The sequence below is a fragment of the Faecalibacterium sp. I3-3-33 genome, assembly GCF_023347295.1.
Lineage (GTDB): Bacteria > Bacillota > Clostridia > Oscillospirales > Ruminococcaceae > Faecalibacterium.
In genome coordinates this window covers 86,968-109,797 of the sequence record NZ_CP094469.1, presented here as the reverse complement: position 1 = coordinate 109,797, position 22,830 = coordinate 86,968, and the positions used below count along the sequence as shown (strand labels likewise).

Here is a 22,830-nt window from a genome sequence, read left to right as displayed (position 1 = left end):
TGCAACGATTGGACGAACCTTTGAAAGGAACGGACGAACATCGCCGAAACCTATTGAATGCTGTTCGTCACAAGTGTACCGTATTAGATAACGGTTAGCAGCATCTAATCGAAGAATATCACAAACCGCTTGTCGCGTCAAGACAACGAAAGGTAGGAGGCTCAAAATGAGTAATCAAGTAAATTCTATGAACAAAGGTCTGACTGTGAAAGACCTTGTAACAACTGGCATTTTTACCGCACTGTTATTTGTTTTTGTATTGGTGGGCGGTGTCTTTTTTGCAACGAATCCCGTGCTTACTTTTTTCATGCCGGCAGGAGGTGGGCTGCTTGCTGGCCCCATTTATCTTTTGCTGATTGCAAAAGTACATAAGCGTTGGAGCCTTTCTATAATGGGCGTTATCATGGGTATTATTTGGTTCGTGACTGGTATGCACTGGGCTTTTGCATTGGGCTACCTGATCATGGCGATTGTCGCGGACTTTGTTGCTGGCGCAGGACAGTACAAAAGCAAAAAACTCAACAGCCTGTCTTATATCCTGTTCTCCCTCGGTGGCACTGGTTCATATATCGTGTTCTTTGTTGACCCCAACGGCTGGGCGCAGACCATGCTGGGAAACGGAACTGAACAGAGTTACATCGACACCATGCAGGCAACTGCAAATACCGGCATCCTGATTGCCATGTTTGCTGCTGTTATCATTACATCTGCGATCAGCGCTTTTGTAGGCTGCAAAATGCTGAAAAAGCAGTTTGAAAAAGCAGGTATTACAGCATGAGCGGTAAACGCCACAAGAAAGGGCTTTGGCTCGACCCACGGGCCAAGCTCTTTCTTATCCTTATGTGTGTTTTATCGTCCATGTTTGCTCCTTCACTTGCATATCAATTTGTCCTTGTTATGCTGATTGCGGTATTGGGGGCTTTCTTTGGAAAGTGGAAATATGTCATTAAGGCTGTATGCTTTTATGCGGTCATCTGTGCCCTGACAGTTTGGATCATGGCAGAAATGACAGGCACGCTGCGGACAATGTTTATTGCTTTTTTAGGATTGTTTCATAAGGTCTATGCGTGCGGAACCTTGGCCGGGATTGTTCTGACTACTACAAAAGTCAATGAGTTCCTGTCTGCTATGAACCGTCTCCACGCACCCAAAAAGTTAGTAATTCCTATGGCAGTTATGCTACGGTACATTCCAACTATTCAAGAGGACTGGCGCTATATCAAGGACGCTATGCGGATGAGAGATGTTTCACCTTCTCTGGCGAGCTTTTTAGCACATCCGGGCATGACAGTTGAGTGTATTTATGTGCCTTTGTTGATGGCAGCTTCAAAAGCAGCGGATGATCTTTCTGTTGCTTCTGTCACCCGTGGAATTGAAAATCCCAATCCACGCACCTGCCTTGTCCAGATAAAATGCGGAGCTGCCGACTGGGGCGTCATGGCCGTTGCCGTAGCTTATCTGATTTTTGAATTATGTGTGCGGGGAGGTGTGATCGGTTGATTGAGTTTGAAAATGTATCGTTTTCCTATACAGGACAGGAACATGGCGGGCTGCATGACATCAATTTGAAAATTTCGGACGGAGAATGTGTCCTGTTCTGTGGCCGCAGCGGGTGCGGAAAAACAACGATCACAAGGCTGGTGAATGGACTGATCCCTCAGTTTTATCAGGGAGATATTCATGGTCGTGTTCTGGTAGATGGTCAGGAAATCAGCAATATCCCCATGTATCAGATTGCCGCTAAGGTCGGCTCCGTTTTCCAAAATCCACGGACGCAGTTTTTCAATGTTGATACAGACAGCGAGATTGCCTTTGGCATTGAGAACGAGGCTCGTCCTCCACAGGAGCTGATAGAGCGAGTGGAACAGACAGCCGACGATCTGCGTATTCAAAAGCTGCGGAACAGGAATATTTTTGAACTGTCCGGCGGTGAAAAGCAGAAAATCGCCTTCGCTTCTGTTTATGCCATGAACCCACAGATTTATTTGCTGGATGAACCGTCCTCCAATTTGGATATGACTTCCATTCAGGAGTTAAGAGAGCATTTGCGGCTGATAAAAAAGCAGGGTAAAACGGTTTTGATAGCAGAACACCGGCTGTACTACCTAATGGAACTGGCCGACCGAATCGTTTATCTGGAAAAAGGAGAAATCAAAGGAATATACACCTCGGAAGAATTTCGGCAGCTATCGGAACATGAGCGTGAACACATGGGGCTGCGGGCTGTTGATCTACAGGCGGTATTCCCGCCAAAAGCCCACTTGCCTGCGCTTACCCCTGTATTGGAACTGCGGAATGTGACGCTCCGTTACAAGAAACAAACCATTTTGCATGACATTGTCCTATCTGCTGGAAAGGGCGAAGTGATTGGCGTGGTCGGCCACAATGGAGCCGGAAAGACTACATTTTCTCGCGCTCTCTGTGGGCTTCACAAAGACTGCGATGGACAATTTTTGTGGGAAAGCAAGCCGATTGAGCGTAAGGCAAGGCTAAAACGCTCCTACATGGTTATGCAGGATGTGAATTATGAACTTTTCGCTGACAGCGTGGAGGCAGAATGTTCCTTTGGCATCCGAAATCCAGACCAAACGCTGGTAAATGCAACTTTGGAAGAACTGGGGCTTTCCCCATATCGAGAACAACATCCAAACACGCTTTCCGGCGGTCAAAAGCAACGAGTAGCTGTAGCTGTCAGCATGATTTGTGGGAAAGACTTGCTTGTATTTGATGAACCGACCAGCGGTCTTGACTTTGACAGTATGACGCAGGTGGCGGGACTGATCCGGCGAGTATCCGATATGGGAAAAGTCATTTTCATTGTCACCCATGATTTTGAGTTTGTCTGCCGTACCTGTTCTCGTGTCTTGCATTTTGACGAAGGCGAAATACCCGATGATGTATTAGTTACAATGGATGCCCTTCCGAAATTGAGAGAGCTTTTCTCTGTCAAGGTGAATGTCCCCGCAGGGGACAGAGAGGGCGGCCTAGGTCGTTCAGATGGAAAGGCGAGGTAGTCTATGAAGCAGAAAAAAGAAAACAGTGTAGCATTGCTGCTGCATTGGGCAGGAGAACAAAAATTTTGGTTGTTTCTGGCAATCCTGCTGTCCATGTGCAGCGGGCTGTGTATTATTATCCCATATATTGGAATTTACAGGTTGATGGATGCTACATTTAACAGTGCCTGCACAAAAGAACTTGTAGTGCAGACTGTGGCAATGATTGCCGCTGCTGTCACCCTGCGTTTTGTCCTGTTCGGATGTTCCGGCGTGGCGGCCCATAAAGGCGCCTACGGCGCACTGTTCAAAGTGCGCTGTATGGTGGCGGAACACATGGCCAGAGCGCCTTTGGGCGCCCTGAATGAACGGCGCACAGGAGATATTAAAACGGTTCTGAATGAAGATATTGAAAAGCTGGAGCTATTTCTGGCGCATAATCTTCCCGACCTTGTGTGCTATCTGGTTGGACCGGTAGTCATCTTTATTTATTTGATGACCGTTAATGTTCCATTGGCGTTGATTTCCCTTGTCCCTCTGGTTCTGGCCGTGGTAGTAATGGGGATAATGTTCCGCAATACAGATGACCTGATGGAACGAGCCAACCAATCCATTACTGCACTGAACTCCGTTATGATTGAATACATCAGCGGAATGAAACTGATTAAAGCCTATAACATGGGGAGTAAGTCGTTCCGAAAATTGTCTGACGCAATCCAGGAGGAAAACTCCATGTGGAATGAGACTTCCCGGCGTATGGGGCCTCCGTATGCAGCGTTTGTCGTTATCATTGAATGTGGAATGTTGCTGATGGTTCCGATAGGCGGGATGTTTTTTCTGAAAGGTTCACTGGCAGCCAGTACGCTACTGCTGTTTGTGTATGTTGGTTCTATGTATTTAACAGAAATTCGGCCTTTGCAGGAATTGGGCACAAACTTTGCAAATGTACTGAACGCGATTACCAAAACCAAAGAGATACTGGATATTCCGATTTATGAGGGTGGAACAGACTTCCCCCAAAAACATGATATTGAACTTCGGAATGTCCGATTTTCTTATGACGGTAAAACCGATGTACTGCATGGTGTCAACCTCAAAATCCATGATGGCGAGCGCATGGCTCTTGTGGGCCGATCTGGTGCCGGTAAAAGCACTGTGATTGAACTTATTTCCCGGTTCTACGATGTGCAGGAAGGCGAAGTGCTGATTGGCGGCAAAAATGTCAAGGAACTTGACTACGATACCATTCTGAAAAATATAGCCATCGTGTTTCAAAAGACTTTCCTCACCCGTGACAGTGTGTTGGAAAATATCCGCATGGGTAGTAACGCTACTCTGGAAGAAGTGCGGGCTGCTGCAAAAGAGGCACAGATTGATGACTTTATCATGTCCCTGCCGGATGGATATGACACAAAAGTGGGCAGTTTCGGCTCCCGCTTTTCCGGCGGAGAAAAGCAGCGGATTGCGATTGCCCGCGCAATTCTGAAAAATGCACCCATCTTGATTTTGGACGAGGCCACAAGTGCCTCTGACCCGGAAAATCAGATGGAGATTGATAAAGCCATTCAAAATCTATGCAAAGGCAAAACAGTTATTGTAGTAGCACACCGTTTGAGTGCTTTGAAAATGTGCAACCGGGTGGCTGTGGTGGAAAACCATACAATTACCAGCGTTGGCACCCATGAGGAAGTTCGGAAGAACAACGCCTACTATCGAAAAGCGTGGGATGACTACGAAACAGCCCGGAATATCACTTATCAGTTGGAGGGCGGTGAGCAGCATGAATGAGCATGATGTATTGAAAAAGAACCGCAATTTCTATATTGGTGTCGGCGGAACCGTTCTGGAAGGACTTCTCTCCGGCAGCCTGTTTATGCTGCTTTACTCTGTTATGCAGTTTTTGTGGTCGAGTCAATTTGACATGAACCGAGTTCTGGCTCTGACTGGTATCATTGCAGTGATTTTTCTTCTCCGTATCCTGATTTACAGCTATGGTTATACCAAAGCGCAGATTGGCGGTGCAGAGGTCAGCAAGAATATTCGGCTTTTTATGGGTGACCATTTGAAGCGCATCCCACTGTCCCGCTTTACGCAGGGACAGACCGGCGATTATATCAACACTATCACAAGCGATGTAAACAACTATGAAAAAATTCTGACCCATAAGGTCGGAGATTTGGCAAAGAATTTTGCCTTGTCGTTCATGTTGATCGTTTTTGTTATGACGATTTATGTCCCGGCTGGAATTATTCTGTTGATTGCTGACCTTCTTTTAATCCCCGGCTTGTGGCTTTCTTTCCGCATGGTGCAGAAATACGGAAAAGAAAAGAACGATATTTGTGCGGAGAATGTCAGCAGCATTGTTGAATATGTTTCTGGCATTCAGACTTTCCGTGCTTATGGTGTAGGCGGTATGAAGAACAAAACCGTTATTAACGCCATGCGGGAGTTTAGCCGTATTAGTTTTGTATACGAGGCAAAAGTGCTGCCGATCGGTACAGGATTTGGCATTTTGAGCTGGCTATCCTGTCCGCTGGTTATCTGGCTGGCTTATACACCTTGGGCTACGGGGACGCTGAACACGGTAGACTACCTTTTGATTTGTATGCTGCCCTTGTTCTGTGCAAAGCTGTCCAACTCGATTTTTGTAGACCTCACCAGTTATAAAAACCTGATGATTTCGAAGAACAAAATCTTGGGTGTAATGAATGAGCCGGAGGAAACAGGCAGTATGGAGCCGCTTCACACAACCACCCATGAAATCATCTTTGACAATGTAGATTTTTCGTATGTACCCGGTGAGCCGGTACTAAAACACGCTACCTTTACGGTGCCGGATCAAAAACTCACAGCCATTGTCGGAGACTCTGGTTCTGGCAAATCCACCATTTTGAACCTGATTGCAAAATATTACGAAGCAACGGGCGGGACGATTTCTATTGGAGGTAAGCCCATTAACCATGTAGCCGCCGAGCGGGTTCTGGAACAAGTTTCTATGGTAGACCAAGACGTATTTCTCTTTGATGATACCATCCGGGATAATATCCGACACGCCCGTCCTAATGCTACGGACGCAGAAATCGAGGCTGCCTGCCGGGAAGCCAACTGTGACAGCTTCATCCGTAAGATGGAAAAGGGATACGATACGCTGACTGGCGAGAATGGAAATCTTCTCTCTGGCGGTGAGCGTCAGCGAATTTCAATAGCCCGCGCTATCCTGAAAAACAGCCCTATCCTGCTTTTGGATGAAGCAACCGCATCTCTTGACATTGAAAATGAGCTTGCCGTAAAGCAGGCCATCGCCAATCTGCTAAAAGAGAAAAAGACAGTGGTAATGATTGCTCATACCCTTTCCATTGTCAAAAATGCAGACCAAATCCTTGTAATGGGTGATGGACAGATTGCTGAATCGGGAACCCACGAAGAATTGCTTGCGAAGGGCGGAAAATATGCAGCTATGTGGAACGCAGAGCAAAAAATATCGGCTTGATAGAAAATAAGGCGGCAGGGGTGATACCTGCTGAACCGAATGCGATATTAGCGCAGAAATCTATGAATGGCTGAAAGACGCCTTTAAGAAAGAACAATCATATAGCACATGAGCCTGCCCCGACTAAGGGGAAATAAAAAGCCGTTGGTTTGAGCAGGTGATTTTGTGTACCTATTTTGAACCGGCGGTGTTTGAGAAAATCAAGGCCGCCGGTTCTTTTTGCTTATCAAAGCGTTTCATCGTCCGTATGGCGGCCACTAGGAGGATGCCGCCATGCGCCTGATATTCTATCGAACGCCTAGCTTTGAATTGTCAAAAAAAACCTTGCTCCCGCACAGGGTCAGCAGGGCTTTTACTATGTACTATACGATGTAGCCACTGCGCGTTTCGTGCTGCCATTATGCCCGGTTGGCCGTTTTCGGTCTGCTGGGCTTTTCTATTGCCGCCTGAAAAGCTGCCTGTTTCAAAAATATTTTTGGAAATTTTCAAAAAAGCGGGCAGAATCGGGTGTTTCAGGTGTCATATTAGCGGAAAGGGAAAAATCCACCCGACATCCCCACGGAAAGGGGGTGAGAAGATGGAAGCTATCCCTCGCAACGATGGCGAACAGTACCGATTCGATGCGTTCTGCAAAGCGGTGCTGCGAAATGAGGCCCGGAACTATCACCGAAATAAGAAACGTCTGCTTGACCGTGAAAAGTCATTCAGCGTTCTTTCGTTGGAAGAACTGGGGCAGCTCACGAGTGTAGACCATTATCCAAGTGAAGAATTTGTATTTTCATCCTACGGCTGTGATCTGCACATCGACAATGAACTTGTTGCCAATGCGTTTGCCGCTCTGCCAAAGCAAGAACAAAGCATTCTGATTCTGTTTTGCGTTCTGGAACTGGGCGATGGCGAGATTGGCGACCTCATGGGAATGTCCCGGAGTGCTGTACAGCGCCACCGGACAAAAACGCTGAATGTGCTGCGAAAAGAACTAAAGGCGCACTTGCCGGAGGGAGGTTAGGCGTAAATGAACTCCTATAAACACACGCGCAGAGAGTTTTTACCGCTCTCGGTGATTCGCTCTGCCTGCGCTGGGGACACCGATGCAGTTGAACAGGTTTTGCGACATTACAGAGGCTATATCAACAAGCTCTGTACAGGCATTCTCTACGACAAGCACGGCCAGCCCCATGTGTGCATAGACGAGTACATGAAACGCCATCTGGAAATCAAACTTATTTCCTCTATTGTGACCAGAGCCGAAACGGTCTGACCCTTTCCACGTTTCGGGACAGCACCTTGAAAAATATGCCCGCAGGACAATGGTGGTGCATCATAGGGCAAACGGATACGTTGCTGTCTGTATCGAGCCGGACGGCGGGTGCGCCACGATGCTTTTCTCTGAAAAGTGGAGCGATCACCACCACGCCGCAATGCAAGTGCGGCTGCTTGCGGGCCATGACATACAGACGGGCTGATACTCCCTTACCGTCAAAGTCCGAGCGTTCAGAGCGTCGCAGGCAATGAGTAGGGCTGCATGAGGAATGCAGGGGTGAGATTCCCGTGGGCTGCTGCCAGCAGCCATCCGTTGGCTCATTTTTTGATTTTTAAGAAAGGGGATTTTTACGATGCAAGCGAAAAAGACAAACCCTGAAAAAACAAAAAATCCAGAGATGCTTACTCTGGATTCGACTTATCGTATTGGCAATCGCTCCTTTATCGTTGAGCCAGTGTTCAAAGAAGAAAGCTCCCAGACCTTAGGAGAAGTTCTTCTCCGGCTGATGAAATCCGAAAGCGAAAAATTATAATGACCTTTCGGGAGGCAGCGGACAGAGAAAGCGGATTGTGTTATAATATAGGTGTACAAGTGAATTTGCTATTCGACTGTCCCAAGAAAGGAGCGAGTATGAAACAGTCGAGTAACAAGAAATCCCGTGAAGCAACCGCTTTTCTCTATGAGCGTCTTTCCCGTGATGATAATTTGGAGGGCGAGAGTTACAGCATCGTCAACCAAAAGAAACTGCTCACCAAAGTTGCAAAGGAAAAAGGCTATACCAATCTGGTTCACTTTCTGGATGATGGCATTTCCGGCGTGACCATGAACCGTCCCGGTTTCGTTGAAATGATGCAGCAGCTTGAACAAGGGAAAGCCGCCGCTGTGTTCGTCAAAGACCTTTCCCGTCTGGGCCGAAACTATATTGAGGTCGGACGGCTGACAGAAGAATTTTTCCCGGACCATGACATCCGACTTGTTGCCGTTTCGGACAACATCGACACGGCCGAGGGAGAAAACGAACTGGCACCCATCCGAAACCTGTTCAATGAGTGGTATGCCCGCGACATCAGCAAGAAACGCCGTATCAGTAATAAAATCAAAGGCAACTCCGGCGAACCGATGGGACTTCCTCCCTATGGGTATATCAAGGACCCGAACAATCCCAAGCATTGGGTCATTGATGAAGAAGCTGCACAAGTTGTCCGGCGCATTTTTGATATGACGTTGGAGGGCTTTGGCACAGAACAGATTGCCACCCAGTTTGAAAAGGAAGGCATCCTGACGCCGCAGGCCTACTGGATTCAGAAAGGCATCGGCCGTCCCGGAAGGAGCAAGATACGCCCCGCCACCAAGTGGAATGGCTCCACGATTACCCATCTTCTGTACCAGCAGGAGTATTGTGGTGATGTTCTGAACTTCAAGACCTACTCCAAGTCCTACAAGAACAAGAAGCGGATTCATAACGACCCGGAAAATTGGGTGGTGTTCCAAGATATTCACGAACCCATTATTGAACGTGCCGTGTTTGAGCAGGTACAGCAGAAACGTGGAAAGATGCGCAAACGCCGTACCAGCAACGGAGAACACAATATGTTCTCTGGCTTGCTTGTCTGCGCAGACTGCGGCTGCAATCTGCACTTCCACTTCAATCAGGGCAACCCGGAAATCAAGTATTTCAACTGCTCCAACTACAAGGGCAACCGTGGCACCTGCCAATCCACCCACTACATCCGGGTAGACTTTCTGGAAGAAGTGGTGCTGGGCGAAATTCGGCGGCTGACCAAGTTTGCCAGCCTCTATGAGGACGACTTTTTGAAAGCTGTTATCGGGCACTCCCAGCAGGCAGACGAAGCCGACCGCAAGCTGAAAGAGAAAGAGTTGAAAGCACTCCTTGCCCGTGATGAAGAACTGGACGGCCTCTTTGGGCGCATCTATGAGGACAATGTTTCCGGCAAAATCTCTGACGAACGCTTTTCCAGAATGTCCCGGAGATATGAGGACGAGCAAAAGGAGCTGACCGAGAAAATCAAACAGCTCCGCTCCGAAATCGAAAAGAAGAGCAGCCGCACCATGACAACGGATATGTTTATCAGTCTGGTTCGCAAGTACACCAGAGCAAAAAAGCTGACACCCCGGATGCTGAATGAACTGGTGGAAAAAATCGAAGTGTTCGATGCAGAAAAGGTCAACGGCGTGTGGGAGCAGCGGCTCCGCATTCACTACAACTGCGTGGGCACCATCGAGATTCCAAGCGCACTTCCTTTGCCGACACCCGATGTGTCGGTGAATACAAGAAAAGGCGTAGTTGTGAACTACGCCCCCTGTGATGTCGCTATTTAGCAAATAAAAAAGACGAATGCTCTTTGACAGCTAAATGCTGTAAGAACATTCGTCATGGTGCGATGGAAGGGACTCGAACCCCCGGCCTACTGATTCGTAGCGCACGCCGGGCGATTCCCTCAATTTTTGGAAGTTACGCTTTAACGTCATTTATCAGCGATACATCGCAAGTTTCGAGCTTCGAGTTTCTGCACTCTTTGTCCGATTTTGCAACGATTTGCACCCTTTGCACGTTTTGAAACCGTGCAAAAACCGTGCAGAAACCGTGCACTTACTCTCAGACAAATGAAAAATCGACTTATCCGACAACGGCTTGACGGCATTGGTTTGAGTGGCCAATCATCAAAATCAAGACTTGGAGGATATGACTATGACAAAATTGCTTACCTGCCGCTACAACATGGACACCAACCGGGTGGAAGCCCGGTTCGAGGATGGCACCACTCTTGCCATTGACTGCATCGCCGTGGAGGACGAGTACGGCCATACCCCGGCACAGCGGGCAGAGCTGGACTGGCTGCTCTACAACAAGCCCTTGGAGTATGCCCAGATGGTGCTGAGAGGGGAGATGGAGCACTATCTTTCCCTTGGGTGCGAACACGGCAGGCTGGAAGATTGACCGTCAACTTCCATAAAGAACATGATGCCCACCAGCCTATGGTTCTTGCCATAAGCTGGTGGGCATCGCTATATCATCAGAACAGGGAAGCGTACAAAACCGGCACTTGCAGCCCTGCTGCGCCCTCATTAATCACGAAAACGAGATTTTTGAAGGGCTGATTTTACACGAAATCAAGAACTTTTACAATTCGAGCCAGCAACAATAACGCATACGGATCAATGCAAACAGCCTATTTCCTCAAAATTTCAGAATTACTTTTATACGAACCATTGCAGATTATGCACAAATGGCCTATAATATAAATAGGCGAGTGGACGTCATTCCGCTGGTGAAGCTGACACCTAAAATCCGATTTGATACAGGACGTAAGAGCCTGAGGTTGGCGGACAACGATAAAATCAGTCGCTATGGGACATCGGACAGCACTACGGTGTTGTAGGTGTCCCTTTTATTTTGTAAAAAAGCAAAGTTTCTACGCCAACCATTTTTGCAGATGTGCGATTTTCTCTACAGCAAAAATATTTTTAGTAGTCACATTGATCTTTCTGCTTTTCAGGTGTACAATCAAAACGAAGCGGTTCGCTGCACCATTCATAACTATTCCAATCGGAGGTCTAATATGAATTCTGAAATGCTGGGCATTAGTTTTCTTCAAATTGCACTAGGCAAAACTGACCATCTGGTCGCTCATATCAACACCAACGATAAAGAGCCTTCTTGGGATGGTGACGTTGAAGTATACAGTAAAGCTGGTCATGTTCACGCTAAATCTGATCTTCTTCTCAAAGTCCCCGTTCAGGTCAAAGGGCATTGTAAGCCAAACTTAAAAAAGAAAAGCATCAAATACTCTATTCAATATGCAGATTTAAGAAACTATTTGTACGTTGGAGGAACCATCTTTTTTGTTGTTTATGTCAACGATTCCGGTGACAGAGCCGCTATATACTATGTAAAATTGCTTCCGTATGACTTAAAAAAATATCTAAAGACATATGACGGAACTCCTTACAAGGAAAAAAGTATAGAATTAAAGGAATTTCCTAAAAAGAAAAACGATATTACTGATGTTTTTCTTGATTTTGTTCATCATATGAATCTACAACGTGCTGCAATCAATAGCGCTCCTATTTCTTTTGATTCCTTACGCTCAGAAAGTCCATCTCAACTTTCCAACATACAACTCACTATTGGGTATTCCGCCATAAATCAAAATTACGAATTTCCTTTTGACTATTTCTTTACGCACGACACATATATTTATATCAAACAGCCCCATGATATAGAATTACCTGTCGCTCACCTAAAAAATGTTGACACTGTAGAATACACGATGAATGCACCGATTAGTGTTAAATCAAACGTATTTTTTGACCACTACACTGTTTCTCGGACCAAGACATCAGCGACCATAAAATTCGGTGCAGATATTCGTCAAGTTTTGCAAGCAGGCACACAAGCAAAACCGGATTTTCATTTTTCCTTATCAGGCTCTCTTTCTGAGCGCATTAGAGACGCTCGCTTTATTCTTGCTGTTCTGGATGCACAGCAATATGAAATAAACGGTGGAGTACTGAACTTTAAAAGTGCATCCTTCAATAACTCTGGCTTTGTTGACCGCTCCGTTATAAAAAGTCAGCTTGACTTTATGCTTAGCATGCAAAAGACCCTAAATCTTCTTCATGTGAAAAAAGATTTAAACCCGAATCTCATTGATACTTCCAGTCAAAATAATCTTAATATTTTGAAAACAGCTCTTTTAGATAAAAAAGCTGTTAAATTAGTTCCATACGATTCTATTTTTAGACCATGCCGCATTGCAAATCTCAATCTTCTTTTGTGCACCATTCCCATCGAAGGCACAAACGATTTCTACGACATTTATGACTTCAACCAAGCTCCTATATCTTTCAAAAGTAAAGATTCTTCTAATAATGATATTCCTTTTTCTTATTTCGTTTTACTGGATCGGGATATAATAAATTGGTGCGATAATATAAACTACGACAGCATGATAGACTCTATTAAAGCCATTCCTTTATCTGTAGAATACTCACAAGCTGTAAATACGCTCATTCTTGAAATGCTTCACGCTTATGATTCCAGTGATTCCTCCAAAGAAGATATTCTTTTGGCTGCTATAAAAATCACCGATTGGATTCGTCAAACTGATATGCATTCTTCTCCGTCAGCTGCAAAAATCAACTACTATCAAGCTATCAAACGTTCTCGTCCATTGACTAGTGATGAACAAACGGAAGTATTATCTATTGTTGAAACAGAAAGACAAGACGAATCCATTTATGTTGGTGCATACCTTCTATTGGATAATATTGTTGCCGCTAAAGTTCACTTCAGCAAGCTCTCCAAAGAATCACAAGAAGCTTTCAAAAAATATCCAATTTATCGCTTCATGCAGGATTCGCAATAAGGTTTGCTTCTTTCAGCAATCCATGGATGTTTCAACTTGCTGCTCTGTTACTTCTCGAATTGTTTCAATACATCCATCTGTATCCTTCAGCACTTCCTTTTCCCAGAAGTGAACAGGATACCAGTCTCTCGCTCTTAAATCCTTATCGTTCCGAACGTCCCGTGCGATATTCTCCTCGATTTTGGCTATCCAGTATTCCCGGTTGCGCTTTAGTTTTTGCTTGCGTATTTCCCAGTTCTGACCATGCCAAAACTCACCATCCACGAAGATGGCGATGCGGTACTTCAGGATAGCAATATCAGGCGAGCCGGGAAGTCGCTTGTCATTCAATCTATATCGAAAGCCAAGGTGCCATAGGCGTTTTGCTAAAAGCACTTCGGCTTTTCCTTTTTTCAAGTGAACACGAGACATTCGCTCGGATGTTTCCGGGGTCGTATCATACGATTTAGGATGTTTCATCTTCTTTTTGATTTATGTCCAACCCAATCAGCCACATCGGAACTTTCAAAAGCTTGCCATTCTTCTCTAAAAATTCGGACGTTTTCTCGTAATTTACAATTCCATCGCTTAATTTTTCTGCAAGATTTCCTGTGGCTGTAATATAGATGTAGTAATCAATGGAAATTCCTTGCTCCGTTGCATTTATCAATCTTTGGATATCATGTTCTAAAAGTGCCCAATTTCCAAATTGAATTTCCCCTACGACAGTTAATCTTTTCTTTTCAGTCCTATAAGTCGTTCCATACGGAACAGTTATTTTTGATAGTTCTTCCTTCCATTCTTTTGCAGGCATATTCAAATCTTTATAAGCATTTTTTAATCGTTCTTCTCCGTTATAGCATCCGCGCTCTCCAACAAAATAATTTCTAATTTGCGCAATATTATATTTTTCATCATAAAACGAAAAATCAAACCCTTCGATACCTTTATGAGAAAATCCGTTATAAACCACATGGGTTTCTTTACGAACTCCAGGAATACAAAGATTGTTTCTAAGAGCTTTGTTTAACTCGTTTGCATTTATTCCGCTCTGCTTATTTTTTCTTGATTTAGCAGTCAATTCGCAGTCGCACCGCAACCATTCGCGTATTTTTTCTTCCAGAGCTTCCTGTTTTCCATCTTCCAAAAAACGCAGCATTAAATTTCCGTTATTATAGTACTGCTCCGATTTTATTTCCAACTTATACTTCATATATAAATCCTTTTTTAGTTCTCAATTTGACTTCTCACATAGCTATTATTCAGCCAGAAACACTGCTTCGTCATAGAACCGCCAGTAGGCAGGGGAGCGGTGTCTGTACTGTCGATTCCATGCGGACGTACATGAGCCACACGGCTCTCGGATGCTTTTGGCAGGTTATTGCAGTTCCGACCTCTAGAATCCTTCCAGACATGGACACCTTCTCGCAACGTATCCACCGTACGCTGCCACACGCGATGTACTTCTTCCAAATCATCAGCTGGGATGTTCCAGAACTTTATCCGCTGGAAGTAGCACTCGCCATCCTCTGTTTTCTGAAAAATGATGAACAGGAACTTCGTTGGCGCGAGGAGATTATAGAGCGTCGATTCCTCCCACGTTTCGTTCATCATTGCACAGAAGTTCATCACAGGGAAGGACATACTTTCCTTTATCGTGCCGTTCGGCTCTATAGCGATTGTCTTGGGAACGATGGATGCCTTTTGGAACTCATCCGTACTTGCCAGCCTGCCTTTCAAGCCAAGCATAGCAGCCAGCAACAGCTCATTGATATTCTTTGCCGTTGATGTTATCCCAAACTGCGCTTTCAACTCTGTACAGCTCTTTCCGATGTAGGGACGCAGCATCTCCTCAAAGCGTTCCTCAAAGGTGCCAGAGCGCAGTAGCGCCGGGTCTTTGATTATCTTCTCGCAAGGCTCATCGCCAAAGATATACCGCCGCAGAATCTGTGTCATATAGCTGGACTTCAGCGAATATGCCCGCTTCATTGCAGGGATAGGGCTGAACGGCTGCGACCGGGTATCCTGCGAGTTGCGTCCTTTCGGACACGCTGCCAAGTACATGGTATCACCCTCGCTGATCAGGTGAGCCTGACCAGCTTTGATCTTGTCCATAAGGATCTTCCAGTCGTTGCGGATGACCTCCAAATCCTCGTCTGGGAACTGGAAAAGCACCGATTTGTCGATGGTGAAATCGACTTTGGGTACACCGTCCTTGTGTTCATAGGACATCAGGAGCATACAGGCGCACTTCGTCCAGAAAGCACTGGTCTCAAAGGTCTTGCCATACTCCTCTTCGTAGTTCAGCATATCGCAGACCAGACGCTCTTTGGCCTGAATGCCGCGAGGTGTCCGGCGATAGGGAGTAACCTTCAGCTCCACGCCTGCTTCTTCAAAGTCCGGGGCGGGTTTGCTGTTGGGTTTGTATCCGAACCAGCTTTCTTCTATCACTGTGCCGACTGCACCTTTACCCGTGGCGATACGCCCGGTCTTGTCGATCTCGCCCAACGTTTTACCTATCGCCTCCTGTCCACGAATGAGAACTTCCTGCTTAGTCTTGTACGTCCGCTGCTCCATGATTTACCCTCCAATTTTAGGGGTTGATCTTTTTTCGGCTTTCCGCTATAATGATTTCAGGTGGAAAAGATCAAAACCCACAAAATTGGAGGTTGATCTTTTCATGAAAAAAGTGTATACTTATGTTTAAGTATATCACAGAACGAGGTGTTATGAAAGTGTCAGCAAATAGCGATATCCGTGTTGTCGAGCTATTTGCCGGCGTTGGCGGTTTCCGCGTTGGATTAGAACGTTGTTCCGAAAGATTCAAAACGATTTGGGCAAACCAATGGGAACCCGGCCAAGCTGGTCAATGGGCTTATAAGTGCTACAGCAAGAACTTTGGCGAAGATTCCCACTGCGTGAACGCAGACATCGCCACTGTCATCGACCAAGTGCCGCCGCACGACCTTCTGGTGGGCGGTTTTCCCTGTCAGGACTATTCCGTTGCCAGCACAGGTGCAAAGGGCATCGAGGGCAAGAAAGGCGTGCTCTGGTGGTCTATCTATAAGATCATCCAGAAGAACCATCCGAACTATGTCCTGCTGGAGAATGTGGATCGTCTGCTGAAGTCTCCGGCATCCCAGCGTGGCCGCGATTTCGGTATCATCCTGAAGTGCTTGCAGGAAGAAGGTTATGGTGTCGAATGGCGCGTCATCAACGCCGCCGATTATGGCTGGGTGCAGCGCAGACGGCGCACCTTTATCTTCGCCTTCAAGAATACCACCAACCAATACAAGCACCTGACCTCCTATCTTGCTGAAGGGGAGAACAAAGACCGCTCTTGGCTAACAAGCGAGGGCTTCTTTGCCAATGCTTTTCCGGTCTATTCCGAATTGGCAGACCCTAAGAAGATCACCAATGTGGATTTTACCGAGTATACCGATACTGTCGATGTGACCAAGCGGTTCAAAGCCGCTTTCTACAACTGTGGTGTGTTATACAACGGTAGTATCCTTTCGCTGGAAGCTGTTCCGCAGAGCAAGGAGCCGATGACGCTCAACGAGATCGTGGTCAACGGCGATGTGGACAAGAGCTACTTCATCGAGGACGAGGATCTGGAAAAATGGAAGTATATGAAGGGTTCCAAGACCATTGAGCGCACTTCTAAGACCGGCTTTTCCTACACCTTCTCCGAAGGGCCTATCGCATTCCCTGACCCTCTCGACCGTCCCGGACGCACGATGCTCACCAGTGAAGGCACCAAGAACCGTAGCTCCCATGCAATCACCGACCCTAAGACTGGAGAACTGCGTATCCTGTTGCCGGAAGAATGCGAACGCATGAACGGATTCCCGACCGGCTGGACAGATACCGAGATGCCCGAGCGTCAGCGTTACTTCATCATGGGCAATGCACTCGTTGTTCCTCTCATCACGGAAATGGGCAAGCAGTTACTGAATATCCTATAACTCAAAACCAAGGCTGCATCGTCAGCCTTGGTTTTTATGCTTTCTATCTGTATTTTGCGAGGTACCTGTCATGGAGCAGATCCGTGTCGTTGAGCTTTTTGCCGGAGTCGGTGGTTTCCGTCTTGGACTGGAACAGGCATCTGCCAACTTTCAAACCGTCTGGGCAAACCAGTGGGAGCCATCCATGCAAGCTCAATTTGCTTTTGATTGCTATGAACGGCATTTTGGGCATCGTCCAGAACACGTTTGCCAGAACATCGTGACCGCCAAAGAGGGCATCCCGCCCCACGACCTTTTGATAGGCGGCTTTCCCTGTCAGGACTACTCCATCGCCAAGAAAGACGCTCGCGGGATAGAAGGGAAGAAAGGTGTCCTCTGGTGGGAGATAAATACCATCCTGCAAACTCATCGGCCCCGCTATGTCCTTCTGGAAAATGTTGACCGCCTTATCAAATCACCAGCATGGCAAAAAGGCCGCGACTTCTCTATCATCCTGCGGTGTTTCTACGAGGCCGGATACGCCGTCGAATGGAGGGTCATAAACGCCGCCGACTACGGCGAAGCACAGCGCAGACGGCGGACTTTCCTTTTTGCATTCCGAAATGACACAGCTCTGTTCCGAGAAGCTGCCGAAGGCATCTGTGTAAGTGGACTAAAAGCCGCCCACCGACTGCTCCTGCAAGATGGCTTCTTTGCGCCGAGCTTTCCCTTGTATGGATTTGAACGGAAATATAGCGAGGGCTGGCTTGATGAATTCCAATATCTCGACCTGAAGGATCTGTCCGCCAAACAGTCTTGCCATTTCTATGATTCCGGGCTGATGGTCAATGGACGGTATTATTCGGTCGAAAGTATCCCAGTTCAGTTCCCATATCGTCCGCTCTGCTCCATTCTTGAGGATTGTAAGCCTGACAAGAGGTACTTTCTCTCTGCTGTCGATATGGAACGCTGGCAATATCTCAAGGGTGCGAAGCACGAATTACGCCATCGAAAAAATGGAGTGCCCTATTTCTTTTCCGAGGGAGCAATGGCGTTCCCTGATAGGCTGGATCTGCCATCGCGCACCATGCTGACCAGCGAGGGTACTGTATCGCGCAGCTCTCATGTAGTTGTTGACCCACAAACGCAACGGCTGCGCACCCTAACGCCCATCGAATGCGAACGGCTCAACGGATTTCCAGATAACTGGACAGCCGGGATGCCGGAACGAATGCGCTATTTCACGATGGGAAACGCGCTTGTCGTTCCTCTGGTCAAGGCAATGGGCAGGCGAATCACCGCCTTGGCAGAGATTGACCAGAGCAGTTGATGGGCGTTTCCTCTGGGTTTCCAAAGGGGCCGCAGCATCCCTTTGGCACACGACTTTGCTTGCAAAGTCTAGTGTGTTACACCTTGGTTCCGGCTGATGCGGAAAAGGGGCTGCGAGAGACTCCGGCAAGCACCTGTTCTGTGGCAGAAGGATGAGCGGATGGGCACGGTCTTTGACGATCTCTGCCTGCCCAGCTCAAGCTTGCAGAGGAACCAACGGTGTACATTCCCCCGTCCTGCCGCAGCAGCGTTCCCCGCCCTGTATTAGTAGCACTCTTTGTCGTTTCTTCGAATAATATTTCCTGCAAAGGCTATGCATCCCATGGTTTTTGTAGTATTATTTTTTCATAGCCCATCCACCCCATCAAAACGACAAGGAGGCGACTCGTGTTATGATCTATCGGAACGACCCCTATCTTGATGCCCAATTCCAAAAGGCTGTCCGAGCTGCCCATGACCAAGACTGGGATGCATTTGAACGCTTCTCATTCTACGATGCCAAGATGATGGAAGATCTGCTATACGTCTGCGAGGATTTTATGCCTCTGGAAGCCAAGTGCAGATTTGCCTTGGAGCACTACGACAACCATGGCGACCACTCTGCCATCATCCGAAAGTATGTCCGCCGTGCAAGGATCATCCGTCCCGAAAACTGGCGCAACGCTCTACCGGAAAGCGTAAGAGATCTCGATACCTTCACTGTCTACCGCGGCTCTATCAGCAGCATCGAGCGGACACCGTTCTCGTTATCATGGTCGCTCTCGTATGATATTGCTGAGTGGTTCGCACACCGCAACGAACTGTTTTATCCTCACGCTTCCATCCATGTCTATCAGGGCACGATCAAAGCCGACAAGGTGATTGCATATCTGAATGAACGGGAGGAATTTGAGATCGTACAATATCGCAACGTCAAAGACGTTCAGGAGATCACTCCGCTGCGTGGGTACAGCCCTCAGTACGAAAAATATCTTGCTGGACGGTCGCTGAGCCTCAGTGAACGGGAAAAGAGCAAGCCATACTTTGACGAATGGTATCGGGCACAGAATCCGTGATCACCGTCTGTGTTTACCGCGCATTCCCGCTTTTGTGCGGTGCTTCAACATAGAGGATTTGTTGAACACCCGCAGCAGGGTCATCTGTTCTTCTTTCGTCAGCTTGGAATAGTCGATGCCGATCTGTCCCATCAGGACATTTATCTTCTTTTCCAACGGTGAACCTTCAAACTTCTGTGCATTTTCAAGCTGCTTCCTCGCTTGCTCGATGGCTGCGCCGTCCGACGTGGTCTTATCGGTCCCATGCGCCGCTTTGATCTGCTTCAGGATCGCCGCCAGCTCATCATAGAGGATCCGCCCGAAATATTCATCCTCGTCGATCTGCGCCGCTTTCAGCGTCCGCATGGTCAGGTCCTCTGTATCGGCATGGTATCGCTTTTCCAGCTCCTGCCGGGTGGCTTCTACCATGGCATTCATATCCCGGATGCGGTCACTGACCAGACCATCCACACAGATCTCAAGGTCGGTCATCCACCGGGCAAAATCGGGATGTTCCAGAAGCTCGCACAGCAGCCGATGATTGAATTTTCCATTCCTTAATACGTCCACTGCGCCATCGCTCAGATGCAAGTCCGAAAGGACTGCATCTGGGCGTTTTTTGTTTTCCGTCCCACCCAGCAGGTAGTCGGTGGTCACGCCATAAAACTCAGCCAGTGTTGTCACGGCGTAAATGCTGAGGTCGGTCACGTCGTCGCTCTCGTATTTCGACAGCGCCGATTTGGACAGGCCCGTCTGCTCTGCCAGAGCTTCTAGCTTCAGATTCCGCTCCACACGCAGGTCTTTGAGCCGTTCTCCCAGTGTCAGCTTGATGTTCATGGTCGCACCTCCGATGTTTTTTGCACAGTATACCACTTCCGGCGGTCCCTGTCCATAAGCGTGGAATTTTGCAGTTTCTGCACCTGTTTTCCGACATTATGGATATACGGCACAGCGGCCATTGCGGTGCTATCCTATAGACAGAAAGAAAACATATTAACTCCCCGGCAGCGAACATATTAAGGGCTTCCCGCGAAAGCCCTCTGAAATATCTTTCATAACAGGACCTTGACAACAGAATGACCGTCCGAACTGCCCAGACCGCCAAGACCTCCCATCGGGGGAGCGAGCGCCCTGCATGGGGCCGACACAGAGTCCAAAAAGATTTCCTGTCGGGAGGCAGCAAGGGAGAACGGCTTCACCGAAGTTCCCATTTGGGGGATACCGGTGATCTTGAACGTGGCAGGGATCAAAATGATCCGTGCCAAAACCTTTGAGCAAAGGAGAAATTTTGAGTTTATATCAAAAGATCAAGTCCGCCATCACCGTCCAACAGGTCGGCGAGATGTACGGCATGGAGCCCGACCGCCATGGCATGGTGTGCTGTCCGTTCCATTCTGACAGCGACCCCAGCATGAAGCTGAACGACACCTATTATTACTGCTTTGGCTGCGGAGCCAACGGAGATGCCATCGACCTCACCGCCAAGCTGTTCGACCTGAACCCCCGGCAAGCCGCCGAGAAGCTGATACACGACTTCGGGCTTGACCCGGACAAGCCGCCCGCCAATACCATCGCCCTTACGCCGCCCAAGCGTGGCCTGACGGACGAGCAGTGGGCAGACATCGCCTACTGTCTGCGGGTGCTGACCGACTATCTCGACCTGCTGCACGACTGGCAGGAGCGCTACAAGCCCGCCACCCCGGAAGAACCGCTGGACGAGCGGTTCGTGGAAGCCCTCCACATGACCGAGACCATCGAGCACCTGACGGACTGCGTTGCATTTGGGACGCCCCAGCAGAAGGCCGTTGCCGCTGCACGACTGCTGTCCGGGTCGTACCTGCTGATGCTGGAGGAGCGCACCGACCGCCTTGCTCTGGCAAAGTGCGCCTGATAATTTATTCACCTGAAGTGGTGGGTCTCACGGTGAGACCCACCACTTCACTTTTCTAAAGGAGAACCACCCTATGAAGAAAAACATTTCCCGCAACCCCTTATGGCCGGACTGGTACAACGGCAAGAAGATCGATGAAGTCCAGTTTGGCCGTGCCTTTCTGGAACAGTGGCCGCTGAAATGCGTCAACGGTACGCTGTACACGCTGGACGGCCCGGTAGAGGACGAAAGCGAGATCAAGCAGCGCATCTTGGAGAACATCGAGGAATATGTCACCTCCGGCCTGTCCAAAAAGGTCACCAACATTCTGGAGACCATCAAGCTGCTGGCCTTTTCCGACCCGTTCCCCATCGAGCAGGACTGCATCCATCTCCAGAACGGCGTGTACCATCTGCCGGACGGCACCTTTCAGGAGAGCCGCCTGTTCTGCCAGAACCGCCTGCCGGTGAAGTACGACCCCAAAGCCCCCACCCCTGACCGCTGGCTGACCTTCCTGCACGAGCTGCTGGACGATGCCGACATCCCCACCTTGCAGGAGTATCTGGGCTACTGCCTCATTCCCAGCACCAAGGGGCAAAAAATGATGCTCATTGTCGGCAAGGGCGGCGAGGGCAAGTCTCGCATCGGGCTGGTGCTCAAACGGCTCATGGGAGATGCTGCCAGCAATGGCAGCGTCCAGAAGGTGGAGAACAACCGCTTTGCCCGTGCCGATCTGGAACGCCGCCTGCTGATGATCGACGATGATATGGACATGAACGCCCTGCCCAAGACGAATTATATCAAGACCATCGTGACCGCCGAGGCCAAGCTGGACTTGGAGCGCAAGGGTGTCCAGAGCTACCAGCGGGACATCTACGCCCGGTTTCTCTGCTTCGGCAACGGTGCGCTGACTTCGCTGTATGACCATTCGGACGGCTTCTTTCGCCGCCAACTTATCCTGACCACCAAGGACAAGCCTGCCGACCGCACAGACGACCCCTTCCTTGTGGAGAAGATGTGCGCCGAGTTGGAGGGCATCCTGCTCTGGTGTCTGGAAGGGCTGCACCGGCTGGTGCAGAACAACTTCCGCTTCACGGTCAGCGAACGAGCCGCCGCCAACGTGGACACCATCAAGCGCAGCAGCAACAATGTCATTGACTTCATGGAATCCGAGGGCTACTTCCGCTTTAAGGCAGACTACTCCATCAGTTCCAAGGAGTTCTACGACATTTATAAGCAGTGGTGCGAGGACAACGCCTGCCACAGCGTATCGGCAATCCGTTTCAGCGCAGAACTGCGCCAGAATGACCGCCGCTATAACCTTGAAGCCACCAACAACATCTACCTGCCCGGTGGCCGCAGGGTGCGGGGTTTTGTAGGCATCGAACCGCTTGTCCACCCCTGTCTGTAAAAAGTGCATTTTTTACGGAAGAAGTTCGTACAACCTGTACGGTCTGTACTTGTACGCACCCGTACGGAAAATAAAAGCAAATTAAAACGCGTTATCGTTTATATTTCGAATTTCCGTACACCG

General features: G+C 48.3%; 20 protein-coding genes. 16 read left to right on the top strand and 4 right to left on the bottom strand.

What is annotated here, in order from left to right:
• The first annotated feature begins 166 nt into the window (after positions 1–166).
• The 11 genes from MTP39_RS00500 to MTP39_RS00450 all read left to right on the top strand — a co-directional run bounded on the left by MTP39_RS00500 (position 167) and on the right by MTP39_RS00450 (position 13,137).
• Positions 167–778 carry an MptD family putative ECF transporter S component gene (locus tag MTP39_RS00500; RefSeq protein WP_117535496.1) on the top strand — a complete coding sequence of 204 codons (612 nt, stop codon included), beginning with the start codon at positions 167–169 and terminating at the stop codon, positions 776–778.
• Entirely contained in the window at positions 775–1,500 is a 726-nt protein-coding gene (locus MTP39_RS00495; protein WP_249241041.1) for an energy-coupling factor transporter transmembrane component T, read from the top strand. Before MTP39_RS00500 ends, MTP39_RS00495 begins: the two co-directional genes overlap by 4 nt.
• A complete protein-coding gene (locus MTP39_RS00490) occupies positions 1,497–3,014 on the top strand; it encodes an ABC transporter ATP-binding protein (RefSeq protein WP_249241040.1) in 1,518 nt (505 codons plus the stop codon). Before MTP39_RS00495 ends, MTP39_RS00490 begins: the two co-directional genes overlap by 4 nt.
• Before the next feature lie 3 nt (positions 3,015–3,017).
• Positions 3,018–4,781 carry an ABC transporter ATP-binding protein gene (locus tag MTP39_RS00485; RefSeq protein WP_158403582.1) on the top strand — a complete coding sequence of 588 codons (1,764 nt, stop codon included), beginning with the start codon at positions 3,018–3,020 and terminating at the stop codon, positions 4,779–4,781.
• Entirely contained in the window at positions 4,774–6,483 is a 1,710-nt protein-coding gene (locus MTP39_RS00480; protein WP_249241039.1) for an ABC transporter ATP-binding protein, read from the top strand. Before MTP39_RS00485 ends, MTP39_RS00480 begins: the two co-directional genes overlap by 8 nt.
• 577 nt (positions 6,484–7,060) lie before the next feature.
• Positions 7,061–7,492 carry a sigma-70 family RNA polymerase sigma factor gene (locus tag MTP39_RS00475; RefSeq protein WP_117477653.1) on the top strand — a complete coding sequence of 144 codons (432 nt, stop codon included), beginning with the start codon at positions 7,061–7,063 and terminating at the stop codon, positions 7,490–7,492.
• A 6-nt stretch (positions 7,493–7,498) separates the two neighbouring features.
• Entirely contained in the window at positions 7,499–7,744 is a 246-nt protein-coding gene (locus MTP39_RS00470) for a helix-turn-helix domain-containing protein (RefSeq protein WP_227613588.1), read from the top strand.
• 355 nt (positions 7,745–8,099) lie between these two features.
• Complete coding sequence (locus tag MTP39_RS00465; RefSeq protein WP_005927535.1) at positions 8,100–8,279, top strand: hypothetical protein; 180 nt, start codon at positions 8,100–8,102, stop codon at positions 8,277–8,279.
• A 98-nt stretch (positions 8,280–8,377) separates the two neighbouring features.
• Positions 8,378–10,087, top strand: coding sequence for a recombinase family protein (locus MTP39_RS00460; RefSeq protein WP_249241038.1), 1,710 nt, complete (start codon positions 8,378–8,380; stop codon positions 10,085–10,087).
• A gap of 370 nt (positions 10,088–10,457) precedes the next feature.
• The gene (locus MTP39_RS00455; protein ID WP_249241037.1) at positions 10,458–10,706 is read left to right on the top strand and encodes a DUF6061 family protein; all 249 of its coding nucleotides are present in this window, start codon (positions 10,458–10,460) and stop codon (positions 10,704–10,706) included.
• 622 nt (positions 10,707–11,328) lie between these two features.
• Complete coding sequence (locus tag MTP39_RS00450; RefSeq protein WP_227624559.1) at positions 11,329–13,137, top strand: DUF4365 domain-containing protein; 1,809 nt, start codon at positions 11,329–11,331, stop codon at positions 13,135–13,137.
• 12 nt (positions 13,138–13,149) lie between these two features.
• Here MTP39_RS00450 and MTP39_RS00445 read toward each other — a convergent pair whose 3' ends face one another.
• From MTP39_RS00445 to MTP39_RS00435, 3 genes are read right to left on the bottom strand one after another with little or no spacing between them, the layout of a single operon-like run.
• Positions 13,150–13,596 carry a very short patch repair endonuclease gene (locus MTP39_RS00445; RefSeq protein ID WP_227624560.1) on the bottom strand — a complete coding sequence of 149 codons (447 nt, stop codon included), beginning with the start codon at positions 13,594–13,596 and terminating at the stop codon, positions 13,150–13,152.
• Positions 13,583–14,329, bottom strand: coding sequence for a hypothetical protein (locus MTP39_RS00440; RefSeq protein WP_249241036.1), 747 nt, complete (start codon positions 14,327–14,329; stop codon positions 13,583–13,585). The genes MTP39_RS00445 and MTP39_RS00440 overlap by 14 nt, the downstream gene beginning before the upstream one ends.
• Before the next feature lie 14 nt (positions 14,330–14,343).
• Positions 14,344–15,693 (bottom strand): Sau3AI family type II restriction endonuclease, encoded by a 1,350-nt coding sequence (locus tag MTP39_RS00435; protein ID WP_249241035.1) that lies wholly within the window; start codon positions 15,691–15,693, stop codon positions 14,344–14,346.
• A gap of 122 nt (positions 15,694–15,815) precedes the next feature.
• Here MTP39_RS00435 and dcm (MTP39_RS00430) point away from each other — a divergent pair, with 122 nt between their 5' ends.
• The 3 genes from dcm (MTP39_RS00430) to MTP39_RS00420 all read left to right on the top strand — a co-directional run bounded on the left by dcm (MTP39_RS00430) (position 15,816) and on the right by MTP39_RS00420 (position 19,447).
• Positions 15,816–17,084, top strand: coding sequence for a DNA (cytosine-5-)-methyltransferase (dcm, locus tag MTP39_RS00430; RefSeq protein ID WP_330221063.1), 1,269 nt, complete (start codon positions 15,816–15,818; stop codon positions 17,082–17,084).
• 70 nt (positions 17,085–17,154) lie between these two features.
• Positions 17,155–18,393, top strand: coding sequence for a DNA (cytosine-5-)-methyltransferase (gene dcm / locus MTP39_RS00425; protein ID WP_249241031.1), 1,239 nt, complete (start codon positions 17,155–17,157; stop codon positions 18,391–18,393).
• A gap of 391 nt (positions 18,394–18,784) precedes the next feature.
• Positions 18,785–19,447, top strand: coding sequence for a hypothetical protein (locus MTP39_RS00420; RefSeq protein ID WP_227624565.1), 663 nt, complete (start codon positions 18,785–18,787; stop codon positions 19,445–19,447).
• On the opposite strand, the gene MTP39_RS00415 is transcribed toward MTP39_RS00420, so the two are convergent.
• A complete protein-coding gene (locus MTP39_RS00415; RefSeq protein ID WP_249241030.1) occupies positions 19,448–20,263 on the bottom strand; it encodes a helix-turn-helix domain-containing protein in 816 nt (271 codons plus the stop codon).
• Between the two features lie 451 nt (positions 20,264–20,714).
• Here MTP39_RS00415 and MTP39_RS00410 point away from each other — a divergent pair, with 451 nt between their 5' ends.
• Together MTP39_RS00410 and MTP39_RS00405 are read left to right on the top strand one after the other, a co-directional pair.
• On the top strand, positions 20,715–21,317 hold the full coding sequence (locus MTP39_RS00410) for a CHC2 zinc finger domain-containing protein (protein WP_249241029.1): 603 nt from the start codon (positions 20,715–20,717) through the stop codon (positions 21,315–21,317).
• Positions 21,318–21,390: 73 nt separating this feature from the next.
• Positions 21,391–22,707 carry a DNA primase family protein gene (locus MTP39_RS00405; RefSeq protein WP_249240342.1) on the top strand — a complete coding sequence of 439 codons (1,317 nt, stop codon included), beginning with the start codon at positions 21,391–21,393 and terminating at the stop codon, positions 22,705–22,707.
• The last annotated feature ends 123 nt before the right edge of the window (positions 22,708–22,830 follow it).

Coding starts and splice junctions, on each gene's coding strand:
- MTP39_RS00445 (WP_227624560.1), bottom strand. CDS start 13,596: ATGAAACATCCTAAATCGTATGATACGACCCCGGAAACATCCGAGCGA.
- MTP39_RS00495 (WP_249241041.1), top strand. CDS start 775: ATGAGCGGTAAACGCCACAAGAAAGGGCTTTGGCTCGACCCACGGGCC.
- MTP39_RS00455 (WP_249241037.1), top strand. CDS start 10,458: ATGACAAAATTGCTTACCTGCCGCTACAACATGGACACCAACCGGGTG.
- MTP39_RS00405 (WP_249240342.1), top strand. CDS start 21,391: ATGAAGAAAAACATTTCCCGCAACCCCTTATGGCCGGACTGGTACAAC.
- MTP39_RS00480 (WP_249241039.1), top strand. CDS start 4,774: ATGAATGAGCATGATGTATTGAAAAAGAACCGCAATTTCTATATTGGT.
- MTP39_RS00440 (WP_249241036.1), bottom strand. CDS start 14,329: ATGAAGTATAAGTTGGAAATAAAATCGGAGCAGTACTATAATAACGGA.
- MTP39_RS00475 (WP_117477653.1), top strand. CDS start 7,061: ATGGAAGCTATCCCTCGCAACGATGGCGAACAGTACCGATTCGATGCG.
- MTP39_RS00415 (WP_249241030.1), bottom strand. CDS start 20,263: ATGAACATCAAGCTGACACTGGGAGAACGGCTCAAAGACCTGCGTGTG.
- MTP39_RS00470 (WP_227613588.1), top strand. CDS start 7,499: ATGAACTCCTATAAACACACGCGCAGAGAGTTTTTACCGCTCTCGGTG.
- MTP39_RS00420 (WP_227624565.1), top strand. CDS start 18,785: ATGATCTATCGGAACGACCCCTATCTTGATGCCCAATTCCAAAAGGCT.
- MTP39_RS00450 (WP_227624559.1), top strand. CDS start 11,329: ATGAATTCTGAAATGCTGGGCATTAGTTTTCTTCAAATTGCACTAGGC.
- MTP39_RS00500 (WP_117535496.1), top strand. CDS start 167: ATGAGTAATCAAGTAAATTCTATGAACAAAGGTCTGACTGTGAAAGAC.
- dcm (WP_330221063.1), top strand. CDS start 15,816: ATGTTTAAGTATATCACAGAACGAGGTGTTATGAAAGTGTCAGCAAAT.
- MTP39_RS00465 (WP_005927535.1), top strand. CDS start 8,100: ATGCAAGCGAAAAAGACAAACCCTGAAAAAACAAAAAATCCAGAGATG.
- MTP39_RS00485 (WP_158403582.1), top strand. CDS start 3,018: ATGAAGCAGAAAAAAGAAAACAGTGTAGCATTGCTGCTGCATTGGGCA.
- MTP39_RS00460 (WP_249241038.1), top strand. CDS start 8,378: ATGAAACAGTCGAGTAACAAGAAATCCCGTGAAGCAACCGCTTTTCTC.
- dcm (WP_249241031.1), top strand. CDS start 17,155: ATGGAGCAGATCCGTGTCGTTGAGCTTTTTGCCGGAGTCGGTGGTTTC.
- MTP39_RS00435 (WP_249241035.1), bottom strand. CDS start 15,693: ATGGAGCAGCGGACGTACAAGACTAAGCAGGAAGTTCTCATTCGTGGA.